The organism is Agrobacterium sp. OT33, assembly GCF_017313365.1.
GTDB lineage: Bacteria > Pseudomonadota > Alphaproteobacteria > Rhizobiales > Rhizobiaceae > Agrobacterium > Agrobacterium rhizogenes_A.
In genome coordinates this window covers 69,520-86,604 of sequence record NZ_JAFLMZ010000004.1, presented here as the reverse complement: position 1 = coordinate 86,604, position 17,085 = coordinate 69,520, and the positions used below count along the sequence as shown (strand labels likewise).

General features: G+C 58.2%; 12 protein-coding genes. 3 read left to right on the top strand and 9 right to left on the bottom strand.

Going from position 1 to position 17,085, the window contains the following annotated elements; translation table 11 throughout:
* Nucleotides 1-17: 17 nt before the first annotated feature.
* Both JZX88_RS10925 and JZX88_RS10920 read right to left on the bottom strand, forming a co-directional pair.
* Complete coding sequence (locus tag JZX88_RS10925; protein ID WP_206913573.1) at nucleotides 18-1,094, bottom strand: ABC transporter ATP-binding protein; 1,077 nt, start codon at nucleotides 1,092-1,094, stop codon at nucleotides 18-20.
* Nucleotides 1,095-1,429: 335 nt separating this feature from the next.
* A complete protein-coding gene (locus JZX88_RS10920; protein ID WP_206913572.1) occupies nucleotides 1,430-2,134 on the bottom strand; it encodes a GntR family transcriptional regulator in 705 nt (234 codons plus the stop codon).
* Nucleotides 2,135-2,234: 100 nt separating this feature from the next.
* On the opposite strand from JZX88_RS10920, the gene JZX88_RS10915 reads away from it, so the two are divergent.
* The 3 genes from JZX88_RS10915 to JZX88_RS10905 are packed head-to-tail and all read left to right on the top strand — an operon-like array spanning nucleotide 2,235 to nucleotide 4,809.
* On the top strand, nucleotides 2,235-3,392 hold the full coding sequence (locus tag JZX88_RS10915; RefSeq protein ID WP_110760291.1) for an LLM class flavin-dependent oxidoreductase: 1,158 nt from the start codon (nucleotides 2,235-2,237) through the stop codon (nucleotides 3,390-3,392).
* The gene (locus tag JZX88_RS10910; RefSeq protein ID WP_174033662.1) at nucleotides 3,392-4,285 is read left to right on the top strand and encodes an aldo/keto reductase family oxidoreductase; all 894 of its coding nucleotides are present in this window, start codon (nucleotides 3,392-3,394) and stop codon (nucleotides 4,283-4,285) included. Before JZX88_RS10915 ends, JZX88_RS10910 begins: the two co-directional genes overlap by 1 nt.
* On the top strand, nucleotides 4,285-4,809 hold the full coding sequence (locus JZX88_RS10905; protein ID WP_110760293.1) for a flavin reductase family protein: 525 nt from the start codon (nucleotides 4,285-4,287) through the stop codon (nucleotides 4,807-4,809). Before JZX88_RS10910 ends, JZX88_RS10905 begins: the two co-directional genes overlap by 1 nt.
* Nucleotides 4,810-5,020: 211 nt before the next feature.
* Here the strand turns inward: JZX88_RS10905 and JZX88_RS10900 are convergent, their stop codons facing one another.
* From JZX88_RS10900 to JZX88_RS10870, 7 genes are all read right to left on the bottom strand, one after another.
* A complete protein-coding gene (locus JZX88_RS10900; RefSeq protein WP_110760294.1) occupies nucleotides 5,021-8,161 on the bottom strand; it encodes an efflux RND transporter permease subunit in 3,141 nt (1,046 codons plus the stop codon).
* Nucleotides 8,158-9,444: an efflux RND transporter periplasmic adaptor subunit gene (locus JZX88_RS10895; protein WP_206913571.1), complete on the bottom strand. Its 1,287-nt coding sequence runs from the start codon at nucleotides 9,442-9,444 to the stop codon at nucleotides 8,158-8,160. The genes JZX88_RS10900 and JZX88_RS10895 overlap by 4 nt, the downstream gene beginning before the upstream one ends.
* Before the next feature lie 407 nt (nucleotides 9,445-9,851).
* Nucleotides 9,852-11,048 carry a polysaccharide biosynthesis/export family protein gene (locus JZX88_RS10890; protein ID WP_206913570.1) on the bottom strand — a complete coding sequence of 399 codons (1,197 nt, stop codon included), beginning with the start codon at nucleotides 11,046-11,048 and terminating at the stop codon, nucleotides 9,852-9,854.
* A 403-nt stretch (nucleotides 11,049-11,451) separates the two neighbouring features.
* Nucleotides 11,452-12,486 carry an acyltransferase family protein gene (locus JZX88_RS10885; protein ID WP_206913569.1) on the bottom strand — a complete coding sequence of 345 codons (1,035 nt, stop codon included), beginning with the start codon at nucleotides 12,484-12,486 and terminating at the stop codon, nucleotides 11,452-11,454.
* 142 nt (nucleotides 12,487-12,628) lie between these two features.
* The gene (locus tag JZX88_RS10880) at nucleotides 12,629-13,591 is read right to left on the bottom strand and encodes a rhizobiocin (protein ID WP_174031097.1); all 963 of its coding nucleotides are present in this window, start codon (nucleotides 13,589-13,591) and stop codon (nucleotides 12,629-12,631) included.
* Between the two features lie 191 nt (nucleotides 13,592-13,782).
* Nucleotides 13,783-15,096 carry an HlyD family type I secretion periplasmic adaptor subunit gene (locus JZX88_RS10875; RefSeq protein WP_065117640.1) on the bottom strand — a complete coding sequence of 438 codons (1,314 nt, stop codon included), beginning with the start codon at nucleotides 15,094-15,096 and terminating at the stop codon, nucleotides 13,783-13,785.
* A complete protein-coding gene (locus JZX88_RS10870; RefSeq protein WP_206913568.1) occupies nucleotides 15,089-16,825 on the bottom strand; it encodes a type I secretion system permease/ATPase in 1,737 nt (578 codons plus the stop codon). Before JZX88_RS10870 ends, JZX88_RS10875 begins: the two co-directional genes overlap by 8 nt.
* Nucleotides 16,826-17,085: the final 260 nt, after the last annotated feature.

Here is a 17,085-nt window from a genome sequence, read left to right as displayed (position 1 = left end):
GTTTCCACGCCCGGCAATCAGTGGATGGAGCGTTCCGTCGCGGCGTCGAAAAGATGGACCTTGGACGGATCGAGCCCGATCTTAAGCTCCTCGTTCGGCGCCGGGCGAAGCTGCGGCGGCATTCTGGCGGTCAGCGCCGCATCGCCGAGGCTGAAATGGACGAGCGTATCGGAACCCAGCGGTTCCACCACCTGCACCTTGACTGCAAGCTGGCTGTCGAAGCCCTCGGCGGGGCCGAAATGTTCCGGGCGAATGCCGACAATGACGTCGCGCCCTTCGAGGCCCGTTTCGCGAGCTGGCCGGATGGCTGCCATCGGCAAGGAATTGCCGTCGGAAAATGTCAGCCGGTCGCCACTTACCCTGGCGCGGGCGAAATTCATGGCGGGAGCACCGACGAAGCCGCCGACAAAGACGCTTTCCGGACGGTTATAGACCTCGTCCGGAGTGCCGACCTGCTCGATATCGCCGCCACGCAGGATGACGATACGGTCGGCCAGCGTCATGGCCTCCACCTGGTCATGGGTGACATAGATGATTGTCGTGCCAAGCTGCTGGTGAAGGCGCTTGATTTCCGTGCGCACCTGTCCGCGGAGTTTGGCGTCGAGGTTGGAAAGCGGCTCGTCGAACAGAAACACCTGCGGGCGGCGCACGATGGCGCGGCCCATGGCCACACGCTGGCGCTGGCCGCCGGAAAGCTGGCCGGGCCTACGGTCAAGCAGATGCTCGATGCCGAGCATCTTTGCCGCCTCATCGATGCTGGCATTGGCCTGCGACGCGCTCACGCCGCGTACTTTGAGGCTGAAACCCATGTTTTCGCGCACGGTCTTGTGCGGATAAAGCGCATAGTCCTGAAACACCATGGCGATGTCGCGTTCGCGCGGCGGCAGTCGGTTGACGACGCGGTCGCCGATCATGACCTCCCCGCCGGTGATGCTTTCCAGACCCGCGACCATGCGCAGCGTCGTGGATTTGCCGCAGCCGGAAGGGCCAACGAAAACCACGAATTCGCCATCGTTGATTTCAAGGTCTATGCCCTTGACGATGCGCAGGGCACCGTAACTTTTGTCCAGCTTGCGCAGGCTGACCGAAGCCATATTTTCCTCCTCACGACCGGCGCGTCCAAAATCCGGATGGATGCAAAAGCCGGTATCAACCTTCAAGTTCCACGTATCGCTCTGTCGAAAATCTGTCCCGATTATCCGGCGATAGCATGGGATGGCGAAACGCCTGTCTCCCTAATTCCGTGATATTACCTTTCACAAAAAGGAAATCAATAGTGTATCAATTTTATTTCTGACAGAAATCAAAAACTATTAAGTTGTTGATTTAAAGAAATATAACCGCGAAATCGCCGGTTGGTCAGGTCGCGGCTTCCTTGCCTCCCGTCAAATTCCTTCGCCCGTGTGGATCACGCGAATTTTGCTCGATCTCAACGTATGCGGGAAACATAACGGGCGACCGTATGGTCGAACCATGTCCATGATACTTCGGCCACCGCGCCATCCTGCGCCTGGCTGAGACGCAGCACGCGTGGCACCGGCGCGCCCGACTTCTGACCGAAGGCCTCGGGCGCCCATTCGGGCACATCGCCCAGATCGATGCGGTCCTCCGCCTTCGATATCCAGAGATTGAGACGGGTGCGGTAATAGAGATAGAGGGATTCCGACATGTTCTCGATGGCGATCGTGTCGACATAAGAACCGTCAAGCCAGATTTCCTCGATGGCCGCCGGCTTTCCGGCAATGCGCCGGAGGCGGCGGATGCGATGTCCTTCCGTCGAGGTGCCGAAAGCGGGCAGGTCGGCGGGTTTGGCAAGCCGCGCCACATCCAGAACCTCCGCCGTCGGCAGGCCGCCGCCCTCGATCATCTCGAGGCGGAAGAAGGCATAAACGCTTTGTGGATCGCTGACGGCGCGGATGTAATTGCCCGAACCCTGCACGCGCTCCAGCAGGCCGCGTTCCTGCAATTCGGCGAGTGACTTGCGAAGTGTGCCGACGGCAATACCGAGATCGGCCGCCATGTCCCGTTCCGGCGCCAGCTTTTCGCCGTCGATCAGCCGGCCCGCCGCCACCTCGCGCACCAGCATTTCGGCGATCTGCAGATACATGGGCAGGCTGCCGCCAGTGTGTTTCATGATGCCGGTTCCTCCCCGAAACAAAAATTGATACATCATTGATTTACATATTTCTTGATGTTATGCAAGAAAAACAAGAGCGGCCCTGAGGAGGAATTGCATGACCGTCGTACCCGTTACATCCGCTGATCTCGATGCTGCCGAGGTCTCCTGGTTTTCCGCTTTGTGCTCCGATGATTACGCCTATCTGGGCGTGCCAGATGGCAGCCTGCGTTCCAGCTTCGACCATTGCTCCGATATCGTCAAAAAGGCCGAAGAACTCGGTTTCCGCAACATCCTCTGCCCCTCTTCCTATCAGGTCGGGCAGGATACGCTGAGCTTCGTTGCAGGCTGTGCGCCGATCAGCGACCGCATCAATTTCCTGGCGGCCATCCGCTGCGGCGAGATGCAGCCGATCATGCTGGCGCGCACGGTGGCGACGCTCGACCACATGCTGAAGGGCCGCCTGACGCTCAACGTCATCAGCTCCGATTTTCCCGGAGAAGTGGCCGATAGTGCGTTTCGTTACAAGCGCAGCCATGAGGTCGTGCAGATCCTGCGTCAGGCATGGACGCGCGACACCATCGACCATGACGGTGAAATCTACCAGTTCAAGGGCGTCTCCACCGAGCCGGCACGGCCTTACCAGCAGAATGGCGGACCGTTGCTTTATTTCGGCGGTTATTCGCCGGATGCGCTCGAACTCTGTGGCGCGCAGTGTGACGTCTATCTGATGTGGCCGGAAACGAAGGACCAGCTGGCGGACCGTATGCGCGCCGCCAATGAACGCGCCGCCGCCCATGGCCGCACGCTGGATTACGGCCTGCGTGTCCATATGGTGGTGCGCGATACCGAACAGGAAGCGCGTGAATATGCCGAACATCTCGTCTCGAAGCTGGATGACGAATATGGCCAGCTGATCCGCAACCGCGCCCATGACAGCGGCTCGCTCGGCGTGTCGCATCAGGCGCGTGCCCGCGAACTGGCTGACAAGTTCGGTTATGTCGAACCCAATCTGTGGACCGGCATCGGCCGGGCGCGCTCCGGCTGCGGTGCGGCTCTCGTCGGTTCGACGGATCAGGTTCTGTCGACGCTGGAGGAGTACCAGAAGATGGGCATTCGCGCCTTCATTCTTTCCGGCTATCCGCATATTGATGAGGCGGAACACTTCGGCACCAAGGTTCTGCCGCAGATGAAAACCTGCTCCCTGCCGCATGCTTACGGCCGGGTGCCTTCTGAAACGCCTGCCACGCCGCTCGGCAACGGGGAACGCCACTGATGGAACGCATCGCTCTTTCCGACAAACTCGAACTCAGCCGCATCGTTTATGGCATGTGGCGCATCGGTGACGACAAGGACACTTCGCCCGCCCATGTGCAGGCCAAGATCGAAGCCTGCCTGGCGCAGGGCATCACCACCATGGATCAGGCCGATATTTACGGCGGATACACGGCGGAAGCCATTCTGGGTAACGGCCTCAAGGCTGCCCCGGGACTGCGCGACAAAATAGAGATCGTCACCAAATGCGGCATCGTCGCACCAGCCGGGCGTCACTCCGCCGCCCGCGTCAAGCACTATGATACGACAGCCGGCCATATCAACGCTTCAGTCGAGGCGTCGTTGCGGGACATGGGAACGGATCACGTTGATCTGCTGCTCATTCACCGCCCCGACCCGCTGATCGACGCGGAAGAAACAGGCAAGGCGCTCGACGCGCTGGTTGCGTCCGGCAAGGTCAAGGCTGTTGGTGTCTCCAACTTTCGCCCATGGGATTTCTCGCTGCTGCAATCGGCCATGAAAAATCGGCTGGTGACGAACCAGATCGAAATGAGCCTTCTTGCGACGGATTGTTTCACCAATGGCGATCTGGCCTTTCTGCAGGAAAAGCGCGTTTCTCCGATGGCATGGTCGCCGCTTGGCGGTGGCTCGCTGTTTTCCGGCGCTCATGGTGGAACCATGGCGGCGCTGCAGCGCATCGGCAAGGAGCAGGGTGTTGATGCCACGGCCGTGGCGATCGCCTGGTTGCTGCGTCATCCGGCGAAGATCGTGCCGGTGCTTGGCACCAACAATATCGAGCGCATCAAAACGGCGGCCGATGCCCTCAGCGTGACGATGGACCGCCAGACCTGGTTCGAACTCTACACCCTTGCGATTGGAAAAGAGGTGCCGTGATGACAGTGGCAGAGGCGATCAAGATGCCTAACGAACATGTATTCGTTCCCGGCGGCGAAAACAGCCGCAGCTTCCGCAATGCGCTCGGCGCTTTCACGACAGGCGTAACGGTGGTGACCGCCACGACGCCGGAAGGCCCGATCGGCATGACGGTCAACAGCTTCGCGTCCGTGTCGCTCGATCCGCCGCTGGTGCTGTGGTCGCCGGCCAAAAGCTCGTCGCGTTATCAGGCCTTCAGCGGTGCCACGCATTTCGCCATCCATGTGCTGAGCGCCGATCAGGATGTGCTGAGCGCGCGCTTCACCCGCAATGGCCGCGCCTTTGATGATCTGGACTGGGAAATGAACGACGAAGGTGTTCCGGTCATTCCCGGCACGCTGGCCCGTTTCGAATGCCGGCAGGCGGCCGCCCATGATGCGGGCGACCACACCATCATCGTCGGCGAAGTGCTGCGCGCCGCTCACCGCGATGGCGACCCGTTGTGCTTTTCGGGTGGGACCTTCGGCCGGTTTGCCCGGCAGTAAATGGGCCCGGGCCGGGGTTTTTCCATTCGCTGACAAGGGCCCTGTTATTCCAGCCGTAGCGCCCCGGCGAATTTCTTCGAGGCGCCGAAGCGCCTCGAAAGCCTGCACTGGAGCATGTTCGGCCTAAACGGAATCATCGGACCTGCTCTATCCTTTTGTTTTCCGGTATTTTCCGGGCGTAAAACCGTTACGCATCTTTACCGGAAATGCCCTAGGCGGCAACGGAATCGGGTTGGCCTTTGCCTTCCGGCTTTTGCGGTTCGGCGTGTTTATCGGCTGATTTCCTGCGGGAAAACAAACCGGTGAGGAAGTTGCCGAACCGGTCCATCTCCACGAAGATCACCGGGGTGATGAACAATGTCAGCAATTGCGAGACGATGAGCCCGCCGACCACGGCAATGCCGAGCGGCTGGCGCAGTTCCGAACTGGCGCCTGAGCCGAGTGCGATGGGCAGCGCGCCCAGCAGCGCGCAGAAGGTCGTCATCATGATCGGCCGGAACCGGCGTACGCAGGCTTCGTGAATGGCCGTTGTGGGTGGCTCGGCTTTTTCGCGCATCAGTTCCACCGCAACATCGATCATCATGATCGCGTTTTTCTTGACGATGCCGATCAGCATCAGCAGACCGATCAACGCGATGATCGAGAAATCCATGCCCATTACCTTCAGCGCCACCAATGCGCCGAAAGCTGCCGCCGGCAGGCCGGAAAGAATGGTCAACGGGTGGATGAAGCTTTCGTAGAGCACGCCGAGGACCACATAGATGGTCAGCACTGCCGCCAGAATAAGGATGCCGGTATTGCCCTGGCTCTGCTGGAAAATCGCCGCCGTGCCGCCATAGCTGGTGAACACGTCCTGCGGCAGGCCGATCGCGCTCTTGATCTCGTTGATCCGGCTTGTGGCATCGGAAAGCGCCACGCCGTCGGGCAGGTTGAAGGAGATGGTGGTGGAGACGAGCTGGCCCGTTTGGTTGATGGTGACGGGTGCCTGCGTGCGGGTGAGGGTGGCGAAGTTGGAAAGCGGAACAAGAACACCCGATTTCGCCGAGAGAATATTGATATCGCTCAGGAAATCGTCATTCCACTGTTTGGAGCTGTCGAATTCCACAATCACATCATAGCTGTCGCCGGTCGACTGGATTTGCGCGGCCGTATAACCGCCGAATGACATTTCCAGCGTCTTGCGCAATTGGTCATTGGTGATGCCGAAGGCCGCCGCCTTTTCCGGGTCGACGGAGATCGTCGCAGCAATGGCGCCGTTCTGGGCGTCGGAGGTGACGGCGGTGAAGGTATGGTCGCGGCGCATCGCCTCCATCAGCTTGTTCGACCAGTCATTTGTCGTGTCGGCATTCAGGCCCTGAACGACGAGCTGGTACTGGCTGGCGGAGCTGCGTCCACCAAAACGCAGGCTCTGCTGCGGGTTGATATAAGTGCGGATGCCGGCCACTTTCGATGTGGCCTGCCCCAGTTCCGCCAGCACCTGGCTGAGCGGTGCGCGCTCTTCCTTGGGTTTCAGTTCAACGAACATCGAACCGTTGTTGAGTGGATTGCGGGAATTGCCACCGACGATGGAGGTGACGTGCACAACGGCGGGGTTCTTGCGGATCTGGTCGGCAACCTGGGCCTGAAGGTCACGCATCGCAGTATAGGAAATGTCTTCGCGTGCCTGCGTCGACACGGAAAGACGGCCAATATCCTCCTGTGGAAAGAAGCTGGAGGGCAGGGTTTCGAACAGATAGAGCGAGGCGGCAATCGATGCCAGAAACGACGCAAGAACCACGCGGCGGTGGGAAAGACACCAGCTCACCGCACGGCCATAAGCACGGAGCGTACGCTCGAAACCCGCATCGAACCAGCGGATGATGGCGGGCGGGCGGGAGGAATGGCCGGAAAGACGGGAGGCGAGCATCGGCGTCACCGTCAGCGAGACCAGCGCTGACGCCATGATCGCCAGTGTGACGACCATGCCGAATTCGTTGAAGAGCCGGCCGACCACCCCGCCCATCAGCAGGATGGGAATGAAGACGGCAACGAGCGAAATGGACATCGACAGGATGGTGTTGCTGACTTCCGCCGCCCCCTGAAGCGCGGCCTCGCGCATGGTCAGGCCCTTTTCATGCAGGCGCAGTATGTTTTCCAGCATGACGATGGCGTCGTCCACCACAAGCCCGACGGACAATGTGAGCCCGAGCAGCGAGATATTGTCGATACTGTAGCCCAGCACATACATCGCGCCAAAGGCGGTGATCAGCGACAGCGGCACGGCAAGACCCGGAATGATGGTCGCCGTCAGGTGCCCGGTGAAAAGATAGATGACCGCGACCACCAGCCCGATGGTGAGAAACAGCGTGAACTGCACATCCGAAATCGCGTCCGTGATGGCGGTCGAGGCGTCGTTCATGACGTTGATGTTGACCGAGGGCGGCAATTGCTGGCGAAGCGCCGGCAGCTTGGCCTTGATGGCATCCACCACGTCGACGGTGTTGGCGTCCGGCTGACGCTGCACGGCGAGGATGATGGCCTGTTCACCATCAAACCAGCTGCCGGCATTGGTGTTGTCGATACTGTCGGTGACATTGGCTATGTCGCCGAGATGAATGGGTGCGCCATTATTCGTCGCCACGACCAGTGAGCGGAAGGCCGCAGCATCGGTGCGCTGGGTGTCAGCCTCGATGGTCAGGCGCTGGTTGTCGTTCTGCAGGGCGCCAACGGGCACCTGATTATTGGCCTGGGCGATAGCATTGGTGACGGTATCGACGCCGAGCCCGCGTGCCTGAAGCTGCGCGGGGTCAAGGCCGATGCGGACGGCATAGGTCTGCGCACCGTAGACGCTGACCTGGGCGACACCCGAAATGGTGGAGAGGAGCGGCGAGATGATATCCTCGGCGATCTCGTCCACCTTGCTGGTCGGCAATTCCTTGCTGTTGACGGCCAGCAGCAATATGGGGGCATCGGCCGGGTTGGTCTTGCGATAGCTCGGCGTCGTCGTCATGTTGCTCGGCAATTGCCGCTGCGCCCGCGAAATCGCAGCCTGCACATCGGCGGCCGCCGCATCGATATCGCGATTGAGGTCGAATTGCAGCACGATCGAACTGTTGCCGAGCGTATTTGTGGCGCTGATTTCACTGACGCCCGGTATGGTCTCGAACTGCTTGACCAATGGTGTGGTGACCGATGTGGCCATGGTTTGCGGCGAAGCGCCTGATAGCGACGACGAGACGCTGATTGTCGGAAAATCGACCTTCGGCAGTGCGGCGACGGGCAGCAGCCGGAAACCAGCCAAGCCGGCCAGCACAAGGCCGATGGCGAGAAGTGTGGTTGCGACGGGCCGGTTGATGCAGAAATTCGGGATCATTGGCCGGCACCCTGTTCCTGTGGCACATTGGCGGCGAGATTGCTGGCCGCGCTACCCTTGTCGGAAAACTGCTCGACGACCTGCTGGCCATCGGCGAGTTCCGACTGACCCTCGATGATCACATGTTCTCCGCCGGACAGGCCGCTTGCGATGGCGGTGAGATCGCCGTTCGAGCGGGCGACATCCACGCTTGTCATATGGACCCGGTGATTCTCGTCGACGGTATAGACGAAACTGCCCTTCGGTCCCGGCCGAACCGCGACTGTCGGCACGACGATCATCTCCTTGTCCGAGACGAAATGGGTCGTGACATTGACGGACTGGCCGGGCCACAAAAGGCCGCGATCATTCTTGAATTCCGCTTTGACCAGCACGGTGCCGGAGGTCTGGTCCACCGTATTGTCGTAAAACCGCAGCACGCCCTGCATGGCCTCGCCACCCGTCGCCGCCGGATCGACATCCACCATCGTGTCGTTCTCAAGGCCTTCGCGCAATTGCGGCAGGTAACGCTGCGACAGGCGGAAACTGACGTCGATGGGGTCGTATTTCGTGATCGTCACGATATTGACGCCGGCGCTGAGATAGGCGCCGGGGCTGACGCTGATATCACCCAGCCGCCCATCGAAGGGCGCGCGGATTTCCATGTTCTCAAGCGTCACCTGATCGGAGGCCAGTGTCGCGCGGTCCGCGTCGATTTTGGCGCTCGCGGAATCCCGGGCTGCCTTGGCCTGATCCAGCACCTGTTGGGCCTCGGCATTTTGCTTGACCAGATTGGCGGCGCGCTGAAGGGCAGCCTCGGCCTGGTCCAGCGTCGCCTGATCGGCGGCAATATTGGCGTTGTCCTTGTTAACGGCCGCGCGGGCGATGCGGTCATCCATTTTCAGTATCAGGTCGCCAGCCTTGACATGCTGACCGTCCTTTGCCGCGATTTCGGTGACGAGGCCGGCCTGAAGCGGAGCTATGTTGGTGATATCGGCTGCAACTGCCCAGCCCGTCGCCGTTGCGTCCATCGGCAGGGTCGCCTTGTCTACCGCTATGGTGCTGACGGTCGGCGGTCCGCCATTGCGCCGTCCGCTGCCCTGTCTCTGGCCCTGTTGCGGGGTCGGTTGGCCATTTTGCGCATGCTGTGTTCTGGTGTCCGCCGTGCCGGTTTCCGCCTTGGGGGAAACGCTGGCGAATTGCTTGAGATAGGGAATTTGATCGAGCGGCAGGCGATCCTTGAAATACCATGCGCCGACGGCTGCGATGGCAAGAACGCTGAGGGCGGTCCAGAAACGTTTCATCTGACGGTTCCGCATAATGAGAGCGATACATGTTTCCCGAACATGTGCGGCAAGCCGTGGGAGCAGCTTTCCCCCACAAGACACCCAATGCGCTGCGAAATCACCTTAAACTTTTGTAATGGCGGTGACAATGTTTGCGGCGGTGTCGCCTTGTGCCACAGGGGATTCGGCGTTTTTTGCCGGTGCCGGTTGCTGGCCCCATCGCATGACGGCGGTCGCTTTTGTCTCGGGCCGGGTTCAAAGGTCGATGCCGATTTTGATCAGGAAGTGCCGGATTGTTCTAAAGGCAGCGTGACGCCGGGATGCGCCCTGACTGGCGGACCATGCCGTAGTCGCCGCTGGTCATGGTCAAGAAAAAACCGCCACGGTTGCGCGGCGGCTCTGGTGACGGTGGCGTGATATCGGGATCAGAAGGCCCGGATGGCGTTGCGGGTCGCAAGCACATCCTCGGCCACATTGCCCGTCGTTGCAGGAACGGAGCCGACGAGATCCAGGAACTTGTAAAGTTCCGTGGCCTGCGAATTCGTGACGTAGATGATGTCGCGATCCTGCATCGGGAACTTCGTGCTGGCGAAAAATGTGGACGGATCGCGCAGATTGGCGCGGAAGATGACCGGAACGTCCTGCCCGGGGAACCTGGACGTATTGATGCCGAGTTTGACCAGAAGGTCGCGCTTGACGATACGATAGACATAGACCTGGGCGGGGTCCGCGCGGGAATCGAGCAGCCCGCCTGCCTTGCCGAGCGCATCGGAAAGCTTGAGATCGGCGTCCTCGAATTCGAAGCGGCCGTTGAGGCCGGAAGCGCCGAAGGCGAGGTAGGTGCGGCGTTCGCGCTCCACCATGATCGTATCGCCCGGAACCACATAGATATTCTCGGAGGGCGTGCTGACAAGGTGATTGTAGTTGACGCGTGCGGTCTTTCCGCGGCGGATCAGCGTGACATAGGATTCGATGTTCGGCGCGCTGAGGCCCTTTGCATAGGATATGACGTCAAGAACGCGGTCACCGGCTTCTGAAAGCTGAACCTTCGTTGGTTCCTTGACGTCGCCAAGCACGGATGCCTGTGCCGAGCGGCTTGAAATCTTGGTGATGAGAACCTGCGGTTCGATGGCGCGGTTGGCGAGCCGTTCCTCGATTTCGCTCTGCACATCCTCGACATTGCGGCCCGTCGCGCGGATCTTGCCGGCGTAAGGCACGCTGATATTGCCTTCGCGGTCCACGGTCTGGTTCGGCAGGCTGATATAGTTGCCGGGACGGCTGCCCGCGTCGCTCGGGATAAACAGGCCGCCCGCCTGACTTTCGAAGATCGCGACCTGCACGACGTCGCCGACCCCCATCGGCAGCGCCGGAACACCGCCTTTACCACCGCCGAAGCTGCCGAGCAGGGTGGTCGTGGTGGTGTCGCCGACATAGTTCAGAACGGCGCTGTTTATATCGATGAGAGCGTAATCGACGCCTGCGGTTTTCTGTTTGTCCCTGGAACCGAATTTGACCGAAGCGTTGGATTCGATTGATGCCGCATCGGGTCCGGAAGCTGCTGTGACCGTGCAGCCTGCCAGTGCTGCGGAGGCAAGCAGGATCGAAACATTCAATAAACGCATTTGGTCCTCAAAATAAATTTTGTCCGAAAGCAGAAATGTTCCGGACATCGTATAATTTTTTAAAAAATATCTACTTCACAAACGGAATCGGTAAAGAAAACGTCAGCCGGTATTACATGTCTTCAGCAGAATCGTATTCGAAAACTGCTTTCGCCCGGCTCAGGCATATGCCCAATTCCAGACGATGCTTCAAGTTCATTCGCCGATCGTCTGCCCCGGGAAATCTGCAATCGCGCGCAATTCACGGTTCAGAGAAGCGTTGTATGTCATTGCTCTTAAATATCAGTCAGAGATCATAATCTCTTCGATTGCTGCATTGCGCTAGTGCAGTTTTGTCACGCTCGCGCAGTTTCTTCGTGTTCTGATATCATCAAGCGGTAATTACTCGTTTTGGGGCGCTCTTTCAGCTGTTTGCGGGTGTGCTTGAAAGACGCCGTGATGTCGTTTGGCTTCTATATGCCGAAGCGGGCAATGCCAGCCATTCATGGATGCCAAGGCGGATGGCGGCCATGTGGACGATCGTCGGTAGTGCAATGCCGATGACTGTCGTGACGATCAGAAGGCTCGTCATATCGGTTATCTGAAACAGCTTTATTGCCACAGCCCGGCCAAAGCCTATGGCGATGATGTGCATGACATAGATGCCGACGGATAGTCGCCCAAATGTTTCCAATAATGACGATATCGCGTTTTTGCGGCGGGTGAGGATTTGCGATAGTGCGGTTATCAGAACGATGCCGAGCACTGCGGAGATAAAAGGAAGTCTCTCTGGAATCTCGGCCTGCCACGACAGATAAGTTGAAATTGCAAATGCGACGAAGAGCGCGATAAATAAGTGCGCGTCATATCGTTTCTGCTGAAAGCCATATTGTTTCGCGACGATGCCGAGCGTGAAATAGAGGAAGCCGTAGGCGATGTCCCACAGGACGGAATGGCCGAGTGAATAAAGCAAAGTGAAAAGAACGAGCGCCGATGCCAAGCGAATAAGTGCGGATATTTGCTTCAGCGCAAAAGATGCGAGTTGGCAGAAAAGCAGTGCGTAGAGAAACCAGAAGGGGCTGATCGGATTCCAGGGGATTTCGAGAATTCTGGTAAAATCGATGACCGTGTTGGTAAGGCCGAGACGACCCATTGCAACCATTAGGCCGCCATGCAGGAGTGACCAGAACAGATAGGGGTAAGCGATATTCTTTCCCAGCTTGATGAAGAAATCGCCCGAATCCGTATTTTTGCCGAATGAGAAAAAAAGCCCGGACACGAAGAAGAAAAACGGCATATGAAAAGTATAGATTGCGTAGTCGACAAATCCCAGAAGGCTGAATTGCGGTGGTGCGCCGGAGGCGCTTAATCCCCTTTCCGCGTGGCCGAAGACAACCAGGATCATGCACAGGCCTTTTGCGACATCATAACTATTGTCGCGTGAATTTTTCTGTTCCATGTCGGCGCTCTGTGAAAAGTTTTGATAAAATTCAAAATGGAATGAAAATTCAGAACACAAAAAATCGTGGTCCAGACTGTGTCTCTGGACCACGATCATTTTTAGGCTAGGGCACCGCTAATGCAAATTCTCCTTGAGAGAATTATGCGGTGAACCAGTCGCTGCCGGTAAGGTGAACACCCGAAACGATGATCTTCTCACCCTTGTGCGCGCCATCCACATTGTAGCTGAGGATGGTGTCGTCTTCGAAGCTCGTCAGTGTCCAGTTCTGGATTGCCGTGCCGACCAGCTTGAGCTTGTCCATGCTGGCGTCGAAACCGGCGATGGTGTCGGTGGCAATGCTCTTGGCCATGTCGCCGAGATTGAATACGAAAGTATCGGCACCGCCGCTGGCAATGATGTGGTCGATGCCCTTGCCGCCGGTTACCAGCGACGAAGCAAGCTTGACACCACTCAGGTCGATCGTGTCGTTGCCATCGCCGGCGTTGATCGTGACCGAGGTTGCGCTGCCGTCGGTGATGCCCTTGCCGTTGTTTGCAACATTGGTGCCGGCGGCAACGCCGCCCGCACCTGCAGCAGACGGATCATTGAATGCAGCGCCAGCCTTGACGATGATGGTGTCGTTGCCGGCGCCGGTGTCGATGTTGAAGGCGTTTACCCAGGCCTTGTCATTCGAGAGCACGGAGAGAACGACGGTGTCGTTGCCCGAACCCGTGGAGATATTGCCGCGCTTGGCGTTGAGAACTTCGACGTTGGAAGCGGTGGTGCCGCCGAGATGCACGTCAACCTGAACGAAATCCTTGAACGAAAGATTTTCCGCCGAGTCGGACTTGGCGAGAACGTTCTTCACCGAGTTCCATGCCGACGTCACATCGAAATTGAAGCTGTTGGTATCGGCATTATATCCGATATCGACATTGCCGCCCGCACCGCTGCCCGGAACGGCAACCGCGCCGACATTGACCACGCCGGATTCGAGGGAGGAGCCTTCCTTGGTCTGCGTCGTGGATTCCGTGAGGAGCTTGTAAGCTTCCTGGTCGATAAGGTTGGTGAGCGACGAAACCGTCGAAGCGCCGCCATTACCGAAAGTGACAGTTAATGCCATGTTACTCTCCCATAAATTTTTGAGACTGAAATGAATTGAAATTTACTTTAAGATAACCATTACGAGTGATTTTTAATCCATAAAAAATAATAAAACAAGAGTCTAAATTATGCTTTTTCGAAAGTATAGGCTGTATTGAATCTTTGTTTTTGTGAATGTTTTCATTTGGATAATATACGGGAAAAGCACGCTTATTCCTGTATGAATGTTTTATTAAGCCTGTCCTGGAACGGTTTCACGAAATAGGAGAGAACGCTTCTCTCACTTGTCTGTATGAAGACTTCCGCCGGCATTCCAGGGTACAGTTTTCCGCCCGGAAGATGCTGCATCCCGATTTTATCCGGTTTGATTCGCAGAGTGTAAAAGGATGCGCCGGTTCGCGAATCCATCTGTAGATCGGGAGCGACGACGGCGACTTCGGCAACGACATCAGGTGTCGTGCTTTGGTTGAAGGCCGTGAACCGGATGGTGACCGGCTGGCCGACGTAAATCTGGTCAATGTCTCGCGGAAGTATGTCCGCTTCGATTGCGAGGTCGTCTTTCTCAGGCACCACCAGCATCAGCACTTCGCCCGGCTGAATGACGCCGTTTATATTGTGCACGGAAAGCTGATAGACACGCCCGGCGATCGGTGAGCGAATATCAAGGCGATCCAGCTGATCGCGGGTTGCGGCAAGCCGTTCTTCGTATTCGGCGACCGTTGCCTCGACGGATGTGAGGTCTTTGGTAACTTCGGACTTGCGGTCTTCGTCGAGCTGAAGCAGCTGCAGGTCCATTTCACTCATCTTGCCCACCGTCTGGGCGCGGGCCGCCATATATTGGCCCTGCTGGCCTTCGAGGTTGGAAAGCTGCCGCTTCAAAAGATTGAGCCGCTGAAGCGTGACGAGCCCCTTGCTGTAAAGTTCCTGCGTCTTGGAAACATCCTCCTTGACGATGGCAAGCTCGTTTTCGGTTGCCTCAACCTGAACGGCCATACCTCGCGCCTCATCAAGAAGTTGCTCCTTGCGCGTTGCCAGCTGTTTTTTCATGCCGGTCAGTGCACTGAGGCGGCTGTTGAAAAGGCCCTGTTCGCTATCGATGAATGTCCTGGCGGCTTTTGGATTGGTCAATTCCACCAGATCTTCCGGCACGGTAAAAGACGTGGCCTCGGTAATTTCGGCGCGCAGGCGCGCGCGGCGCGAATAAAGCTGCGCAAGCGTGTTCTCGACGATGGATAAATTGGCCTGGACGATCGTATCGCTCAGCCGCAGCAATATCTGCCCTGCATCGACCCTGTCACCTTCGGCGACCTTGATCTCGCTGACGATTCCGCCGGAAAGATGCTGGATTTTCTTGGAATTGCCTTCGACGACGACCCGCCCGGTGGCGACGACGGCGCCGGCAAGCTTTGCCATGGCCGCCCAGCCGCCCAATCCGACGAGCAGTCCGATGGCGAGAACCATCACGGCCGCGGAGTGCCTTATGAGGGACGCATGTGTCACGCCGGCTTTTTCCTGCTCACCCATTTTCGCTCACCCGGTTTTCGATCTTGCGTGTTTCTTCCTCCGCTGCCGGCACCTGATGCAGGTTCTGCCGCAGGATTTGGGCCAGCACCTCTTCCTTGGTGCCGAAACGAAGCATCCGGCCGCCGCTCATCACCATGACGAGATTGACGCTTTCGATGGCGCTGGGGCGATGGGCGATGACGACGACGATGCCGCCTCGCGCCCGGATGTCGCCGATGGCATTGCGCAGGGCCATTTCGCCTTCGCTGTCCAGATTGGAGTTCGGTTCATCGAGAAGTACAAAGAACGGTTCGCCAAAAAGCGCGCGTGCGAGGCCGATGCGCTGTTTCTGCCCGCCCGACAAAGCCTCGCCGCGGTCACCGATATAGGTGTCGTAACCATTGGGCAGGTTCAAAATCAGCTCATGAACCTGCGCTGCCTTGGCCGCGGCAACGATGGCTTCCGCTGTCGCGTCGCGGTCGAAGCGGGCGATGTTCTGCGCCACCGTTCCCGGCATCAGCTCCACCTGCTGGGGCATGTAACCGATGGATTTGCCGAGAACCTCGAAATCCCACTGGTTCAAGGCGGCGCCATCGAAGCGCACGGAACCGCGCTCATAGGGCCAGATACCCGTCATCAGGCGCGCCAGCGTCGATTTTCCGGAGGCGCTCGGGCCGATGATGCCAAGGCCGTCGCCCGCATTCAGCGTGAAGGAAATATCGGCGACCGTGTCGCGAGCGCCATTGGGCGGCCCACCCGTCACGCGGTCGATCGCGACGGTATATTGCGGTCGCGGCAAAGAAAGCGGTGCGGCTGGCTCCGGCACCAGTTCAAGAAATTCGTTGATCCGTTTCCAGCCCTGTCGGGCCGCCATGAAACTGCGCCAGTTGGCGATGGCATGTTCGACGGGGCCGAGCGCCTTCGCCGAGAGGATCGAGCCTGCGATGATGCTGCCCGCCGACGCATTGCCCTCTATGACCAGCACGGCGCCGATCGCCATGACGCCGGATTGCAGCAGCAGCCGGAATGTCCGCGATATCGCGCCGAGCGTTCCCGCCGTATCGGATGTCGACAGGGTGATGTTGCGATATTGGGAATGCAGATCGTTCCACATCGCCGTCACCGACCCCATCATTCCCATGGTCTTGATGGACTCGATGTTACGCTGACTGTTGCCGACGAGCGCGTTTCTCTGTCCGCGTGCGGCATAGGCCTGCTTGGTCGCTTTTTCGGTGAGCCAATTGGTCAGAAGCGTCAATACGACAAGAATGGCGGCGCCGCCAAGCACGGCAAAACCGATCCACGGGTGCAGGGCAAAGCAGATCAGCAGATAGATGGGCAACCAGGGAATATCAAAAAATGCTCCCGGCCCGGGGCCGGAGAGAAACTGGCGTATCTGGTCGAGATCGCCGACGATCTGCAATCCGTCGATCCTGGCGGAGGCGAGGAGTGGGGCGCCGATCGACGCCCGGAAGAGCCGTTGATTGAGCGTGTCGTCCATATCGTCGGAGATGCGTGCCAATATCCGGCTGCGCAACACGTCGAAGCCCATCAGAAATGCGTAGAGAATGATGAGGAGAACAACCAGCGCCACAAGCGACGGGATGCTCTTGCTGGGCAAGATGCGATCGTAGACCTCCAGCATGAAAAGCGAGCCGGAAAGATTAAGTATGTTCATCAATGCGCTGGCGAGGCCGACGGCAAAAAAGGCGCGCTTATTTTTTGTTAAAAAAGAATTAAATATAAACATATAAACACCTAAAACTGTACGAAAGTCGCACAATAAACAAGATTAGGCAATGCTATTTGAGAATGAACTGGAAAGATGGTCGCAACGTCTTGTGAGCTGCGTCTTTCCGGCAATAAATCCGGCTAATAATTCAGGCGGGCCTTTTCGGACTTGTCCCCGGTATCTTGAAGTTCCGCCTCTGTTGAAATTGCCTGAGGCGGAAGGCTCCACCGGGCATGGTGTTCAATATGAACGCCACCGCTCGGCTGTCAGGAAGTTTT